Origin of the sequence: Synechococcus sp. R6-10 (genome assembly GCF_047461815.1) — a bacterium.
Taxonomy (GTDB): Bacteria; Cyanobacteriota; Cyanobacteriia; order Thermostichales; family Thermostichaceae; genus Thermostichus.
Map to the genome: position 1 here is coordinate 1 of NZ_JANSHW010000312.1, position 6,072 is coordinate 6,072.

General features: G+C 58.7%; 7 protein-coding genes. 2 read left to right on the plus strand and 5 right to left on the minus strand.

Translation table 11 applies throughout. The features are described 5' to 3' along the window. Positions 1-258: pentapeptide repeat-containing protein (locus NW837_RS09340; RefSeq protein ID WP_414330958.1), on the plus strand; the 258-nt coding region annotated here is incomplete at its 5' end. Positions 259-287: 29 nt separating this feature from the next. Here the strand turns inward: NW837_RS09340 and coaD are convergent. From coaD to bchB, 4 genes are all read right to left on the minus strand, one after another. Then, a complete protein-coding gene (gene coaD, locus NW837_RS09345) occupies positions 288-767 on the minus strand; it encodes a pantetheine-phosphate adenylyltransferase (RefSeq protein WP_011433776.1) in 480 nt (159 codons plus the stop codon). Positions 768-787: 20 nt separating this feature from the next. Continuing rightward, on the minus strand, positions 788-1,123 hold the full coding sequence (gene cutA, locus NW837_RS09350; RefSeq protein WP_414330961.1) for a divalent-cation tolerance protein CutA: 336 nt from the start codon (positions 1,121-1,123) through the stop codon (positions 788-790). Between the two features lie 66 nt (positions 1,124-1,189). Further along, positions 1,190-2,194 carry a UDP-glucose 4-epimerase GalE gene (gene galE, locus NW837_RS09355; RefSeq protein ID WP_414330971.1) on the minus strand — a complete coding sequence of 335 codons (1,005 nt, stop codon included), beginning with the start codon at positions 2,192-2,194 and terminating at the stop codon, positions 1,190-1,192. Between the two features lie 56 nt (positions 2,195-2,250). Further along, positions 2,251-3,783, minus strand: coding sequence for a ferredoxin:protochlorophyllide reductase (ATP-dependent) subunit B (gene bchB, locus NW837_RS09360; protein WP_414330964.1), 1,533 nt, complete (start codon positions 3,781-3,783; stop codon positions 2,251-2,253). Between the two features lie 705 nt (positions 3,784-4,488). Here bchB and NW837_RS09365 point away from each other — a divergent pair. Continuing rightward, the gene (locus NW837_RS09365) at positions 4,489-4,791 is read left to right on the plus strand and encodes a Mo-dependent nitrogenase C-terminal domain-containing protein (protein WP_414330967.1); all 303 of its coding nucleotides are present in this window, start codon (positions 4,489-4,491) and stop codon (positions 4,789-4,791) included. 80 nt (positions 4,792-4,871) lie between these two features. Here the strand turns inward: NW837_RS09365 and NW837_RS09370 are convergent. Continuing rightward, on the minus strand, positions 4,872-6,072 hold a 1,201-nt coding region (locus NW837_RS09370; RefSeq protein WP_414330969.1), incomplete at its 5' end, for a translocation/assembly module TamB domain-containing protein.

Sequence of the window (6,072 nt, forward strand, 5' to 3'; positions counted from 1 at the left end):
GCCTTTTTGAGGGGGGTCGATCTGCGAGGGGCCAATCTCGAGGGATCCGATTTGCATGGGGCTAACCTGCGCTACGCCAACCTGCGGGGCAGCAATCTGGCGAAGGCTGATCTGCGCTGTGCCGACCTGCGCTATGCCGACCTTGAGGGAGCCTGCTTGGAAGGGGCCAATTTGAGGGGATCCCTCTACAATCACAGCACCTGCTTCCCGGTGGGGTTTGATCCGGTGACGGCAGGGATGCAGCCCTTTGAATTTTGATTGGGGAAGGAGAGGGGATCCCTGAGCCCTCAGGCCAAGGGAAAGCGCTCCCGCAAATCTCGAATCACCGGAGCGGGCACCAGATGATCGATGGGGCCGCCCAGCTTGGCGACCTCCTTCACCAGGCTGCTGCTGACAAAACTGTGCTCGCTGGCGGTGGCAAGGAACAAGGTTTCCAGTTCGGGAGCCAGCAGCTTGTTGGTGTGGGCCATTTGCAGCTCCACATCGAAGTCTGACAAAACTCGCAAGCCGCGCACGATCACCTTTGCCCCCCGTTGGCGGGCATAGGCCACCGTCAGACCTGAAAACGTATCAACTTCAACATTTTTGAGATGGGCTGTGGACAGGCTAATCTGGGCCTGCCGCTGCTCGGGGCTGAACAGAGGGGTTTTGTTGGGGTTTTTCAAGACGGCGACAATCACCTTAGAAAAGAGACGACTGGCTCGCTCGATAACATCGAGATGCCCAAGGGTAATCGGGTCAAAGCTGCCGGGGTAGAGGGCGATCATGGCCAACCTCGTGCTATTCCTCACCCTACCTGGTCTCGGGCCCAAGCCAAATAGGTTGTGCTCACTTGAGTGGCTGCCAGAGCCAGGATCTCGGGCTCAGCGTAGGGGTGCAGCTCTCGCAGCCGTTGTTCCAGGCGGGGGTAGGCAGTTGCGGGCAATTTGAGCAGGATGAGGAACTCGGCATCGGTCTGCAGGGATCCCTGCCAACGATAGTAGGACGTGATCCCGGGCAAGACCTGGGCACAGGCCACATAACGTTCGGCCACCAAGGTATGAGCCAAGCGATGGGCCTCGGTTTCGGATCCCACCGTGGTCATGACAACCGCGAGGGTATCGGGTGTGATCTTGTCGTCCATGCGGGGCGGGGAAGTTGTTAGCCGGGCGGTTTCTCCCTATCCTATCGCCCGCCGGGCTAGGCGTTCCTAGCTCACCGAGGGCTTGGCTTTCCCAAAGTAGGGTCGCTTCTGGTGCCAGCGCCAGGCAGTTTGAATGATCTCGGCCAAGTCGGTGTAGAGAGGTTTCCAGTTGAGATCCCGAAAGATGGCACCGGCATCGCCCACCAAGCGCGGGGGATCCCCAGGGCGGCGCGCTCCCATTTGCATGGGGATCTGTCTTCCGGTCACGGCTGCTGCGGTGGCAATGACCTCTTTGACGGAAAAGCCTTGGCCATTGCCCAGGTTGTAGGCTGCTGGTACGGGTCGGCCAGAGGCCAGCGCTTCTACCGCCAACACGTGGGCTTGCGCCAGGTCGGTGACATGGATGTAGTCTCGGATACAGGTGCCATCGGGGGTATCGTAGTCCTCTCCAAAGACCGTGATGTGGGGACGTTGGCCTCCGGCGACCTCCAACACCAAGGGGATCAAGTGGGTTTCCGGGTCGTGGGCCTCCCCAATTTCGCCATCGGGATCGGCTCCGGCGGCATTGAAGTAGCGCAGGCTAATGGATCGGATCCCGTGGGCAACCTGGAAATCTCGCAAGATCTGCTCCACCATCAGCTTGCTCTGGCCGTAGGGGTTGATGGGACGTTGCGGATGACTTTCGGGAATAGGGATCCGCTCTGGCACCCCGTAAGTGGCACAGGTGCTGGAGAACACCAGGTAAGGGATCCCGTGATCCCGCATGGCCTCCAGCAAGTTCAGGGATCCGGCCACATTGTTGCGGTAGTATTTGCCGGGATCCTTGACCGACTCGCCCACATAGGCATAGGCGGCAAAGTGGATCACCCCTTCCGGGCGATAGTGTTGGATGACTTGATCAAGCCGCTTCCGGTCGGCGAGATCCCCAATCTCCAACGGCCCCCAGCGAACTGCCCAGGGGTGCCCGTAAACCAAGTTGTCGTAAGTGATGGGCAGATGGCCAGAGGCCGCCAGAGCTTTGCAGGTGTGGCTGCCGATGTAGCCCGCCCCGCCGGTAACCAGGAGACGCATAGGCAAACGTCAGATGGAAGATCCCACCCAGGGTAAAGGTTGTCAACGGGATCCCTTCAAGCTCCAAAAGCTTCTTTGGCGGCGTACATGACCTCCACACTGATCTCGGTCAAGCCTCGTTCGCGGGCAAATTTTTCGGTGTTGCGTTTAACCTTGCCGCGCACAAAGCCGGGCACCTTGTTCAGCTCCGCCTGGGCTTCCCGCGTCCAGATGAGGTCGGAATCGGCGCTCAGGCTCTTGTGAATCACCTCCTTGGTGTCGTGGCCACCGAAGATCTCCAACAGGTGATCTTCCATGCCCAGGGTAAAGGAGTTGTAGATCAAGTCCACAATTTGGTTGGCGCCCTCGTAGCCCAAAAAGGGCCGGTAGCCGATAGGGAAATCCTGCACGTGGATGGGGGCCGAGATGACCCCACAAGGGATCCGCAGCCGTTTGCCCACATGCCGCTCCATCTGGGTGCCGAAAATCGCAGCAGGTTCCGCCTGGGCAATCGCATCCGCCACGCGGGTGTGATCCTCCGTCATCAAGATCTGATCGCAATATTCCCCCACCTCTGCCTGGAACCACTCTCCATCGTAGGTGCAATAGCTGCCCGCCCACACCACGTGGATCCCCATCTCGCGGGCCAGGATTTTGGTGATGGCCGCCGCGTGGGTGGAATCCCCGAAGACCACCGCTTTTTTGCCGGTTAGGTTTTGGCAGTCGATGGAGCGGGAAAACCAGGCCGCTTGGGAAATGTGCAGGGTTTGCTCCTGGATGTAGGCTTCATAATCGACAGGGATCCCTTGCTCGTTTAGGATCTGCTGGATCTGGCGGATGAAGCGAGCCGTTTCCACCACCCCCATCGGGGTGATCTCAATGTAAGGCATGCCGAATTCCTGCTGCAGATAGCGAGCTGTCATCGGCCCCAGCTCCCGGTAGGGCACCACATTAAACCAAGCCCGCCCCAGGTGTTTGAGATCGTGGACACTGGCCCCTTGCGGGATCACCAGGTTGAGCTGGATCCCCAGATCCCGCAGCAGCACCTTCAGCTCCCGCAGATCATGGGCATTGTGAAACCCTAGGGTGGAAATGCCAAGGATGTTACAGGAAGGCCGCTCCGTCTTTTGGGGCAGGCCGTCTAACTCCCCGCTTTTGCGAGCTTTGGTGATATAGAACTCCACAATCTGCTGCAGGGTGCGATCCGCTGCCTGCAATTCGTTAACCCGGTAGTGGTTGACATCTGCCAGCACCACATCGCAGCGACTGGCCAACTGGGCCTGCCGGACAAAGTGATGCAGATCTTCCTGCAAAATGCTAGAGGTGCAGGTGGGGGTGACGACGATCAGATCCGGCTGCTCCTCGCCGTCTTTGCGGACGATGTTGCGAATCACCTTTTCGTCGGATCCCCGCGCCAACACCTGCCGGTCAACGACGCTGGTGGTTACCGGAGTAAAATCCCGCTCTCGCTCCAACATGGAACGCATCACGTTGAAATAGTCGTCTCCCAGAGGAGCGTGCATGATGCTGTGAACGTTTTTGAAGGAGCTGGCCACCCGCAGCGTGCCGATATGGGCAGGGCCAGCGTACATCCAATAGGCCAATTTCATGGGCAGCCTCTCAAGAAAGCCAGAGACAAAATCAAGGATCCCAACCCACCGCCGGATGTGCACCCGCTGGGAATCTCTCCTGGCATTGTAGAACGCTCAGCAGCCGGCATCCCTTGGCTGTTATCCTCCGTAACTCCCAACCGAGACGCTCCCAAGCCAAACTCGATCACTCGATCAAAAGAAAAACAACCCTGCCAAGGCAAGTGTGATTACGGGGATCCCCCTACTCCGCCCAAAGGGCTTGTTCCATCCTAGAAATAGGAGCGATGGATACCCATCTGGCCCCAAAGTTCAAGCTGAGGAACCTCAGGGATCCTGACAGGGAATCGGCTGGTGGACAAGAGCAGAGGAGTTTTTGTATTTTTCGTTACATGTTAACTTTTGGAGACAAAACATGTAGCTCTACAACGTTGAGCAGAGATTCTTGTTTACAGAAGCAAGCTTTCCGTTGGAGAAGGCAGACTAACAGAGGGAAGAGAGATGGCTGATGTTTCCCTCAATACAAACTCGACACAGAGAATTGTCGATGGCTAGTAATTTTGCCAATACAAACTCGACACAGAGAATTGTCGATGGCTAGTAATTTTGCGCGCCGTAACCGACCAAAGGCTGCTGCTTCTTCAAAGGTTGAGGTGAAAGCTTATGGGTTCCACAACGATTTCTTGGCAACGTGCTCGCAAAGCTCCTCAGGAGCTGCCTGGTTCCATGACTTCTGTGCTTTTCAAGTCCACGGGTCGCCTGCGCGACTGGTTGCAGGCTCCGTTGCGTCCCATTCAATCGGCTATGGATAACTTTAGCATCCGCGATCCACGCTTGGCCCATTTCCTTTGCCGGTGGATCCCGGCCCGCTGCCCCTTTGAGCGAGATGTGGTGCTGTTTGGCCATAAGGTGATGCACATTCCGCCCATGTGTAAGCTCAACCCCCTCTACGACCAGGTGGCAGGGCTGCGCTTCCGGGCCTTGTCGTTTTTGGCGGAGCGAGGAGAAGACATTAGCCGTTACCTGTAAGGCAGCTTTTTCCACTAAATCTTTTTTCAAGGGATCCCTGGCCATCCAAAGCCTGCTGCCAAACTCCGGAGCGGATCCCATTAGAAGCGGGTCTCAAACTCGATGGAAATGACATTGTTGCCCTCGAGGTCGGTGCTGGCGCGGGTGAGGGTTTGCTCGTTGAGGCGGTAGCGGGCGCTGTAGCGGGTGGGCTGAAAGGGATCCGTTAGGTTGCGCTGCACCGAGATGGAAGTGGCTGGCCCCAGATCGCGGGCCACCTCCAGCGCTAGCCCTATCGAGGAGCGGTTGGCAGCGCGGGTATCGACCTGGGGGACGGGGCTAATGCGCACCTCGTCTAGGCCCAGGGTGTCCCGCAGCGTGTCCAGCACATCGTTGAGCAAGGCAGTTCCGGCCAGGCCGGCCACTCCCGCTTCGGGGTTGAGGCGGGCCAGAGCTGTGCCTCCCAGGAGGGCGACGATCTCTTCGGGGGAGCGGCTGGGGCTGCTGGAAAGGGCCAGAACCCCGTTGCGGGGATCCGCCTCAGCCAGCTGGCTGGCCCGCCCGTTGACCGTGGCGAAAATCTCGATGCTCTGCTGGGATCCCGGCAGGTTGCGGTTGGTGTCAAAGGGGGAGAGCTCTTGGGGAAAGCGATAGACCTCGATGGCCTGGGTCATCAAGCGCAGGTTCAGGAAGGGATCGAAGGGGTTGTCTAGGTCAAAAGTGGCAGTATTGGAGCGGGAGCGATCCAAGCGAAAGTTGGCGATGGGCAGGCTGACCCGGCCTCGCTCCAGAGTGATGGTGCCTGCCGGGCGCGGATCTTGGGGGGTGCCGAAAAGGCGCAAGGTGCCGGAAGCATTGAATTCAAACAAGTTAGGCCGCTGCACCCGGATCCGGGATCCCAAGGCCAGCTCCAGCCCATTCAACCGCGGCTGCCAAAAGGGTAGGGCTGTCGCGAACGTCGGCGGTGCAGAGTCCTCAGCCGCCTCTGTTGCGGTGGGTGGCTCAGGGCGAGGGCTTACATCCACAATCCCCTCGGAAACCTCTAAACGACCTTCAATCAACGGTCGCAGGAGCAGCCCCCCCACCACCACTTCTCCTTCCAGGCGGCCAGTGTAGAGGTTGGGCAGGTTGAGCTGGATCCCTTGGAGTTGCAGAGTTAAGGGTGGCGAGGTTTCGTCCATCTGCAGGGCACCGCGAGAGTTGACGGGCAAAAAGCCTTCAGCCAAAAGGGATCCACCCCCCAACTGTCCCCGCAGCTCCTGGACTTGCAGCTGATTGAGGTTAAAGGCGATCTGGCCTGTG

Excerpts from the sequence above, each read along its gene's own strand:
- coaD (WP_011433776.1), bottom strand. The coding sequence starts at position 767 with ATGATCGCCCTCTACCCCGGCAGCTTTGACCCGATTACCCTTGGGCAT.
- cutA (WP_414330961.1), bottom strand. The coding sequence starts at position 1,123 with ATGGACGACAAGATCACACCCGATACCCTCGCGGTTGTCATGACCACG.
- galE (WP_414330971.1), bottom strand. The coding sequence starts at position 2,194 with ATGCGTCTCCTGGTTACCGGCGGGGCGGGCTACATCGGCAGCCACACC.
- bchB (WP_414330964.1), bottom strand. The coding sequence starts at position 3,783 with ATGAAATTGGCCTATTGGATGTACGCTGGCCCTGCCCATATCGGCACG.
- NW837_RS09365 (WP_414330967.1), top strand. The coding sequence starts at position 4,489 with ATGACTTCTGTGCTTTTCAAGTCCACGGGTCGCCTGCGCGACTGGTTG.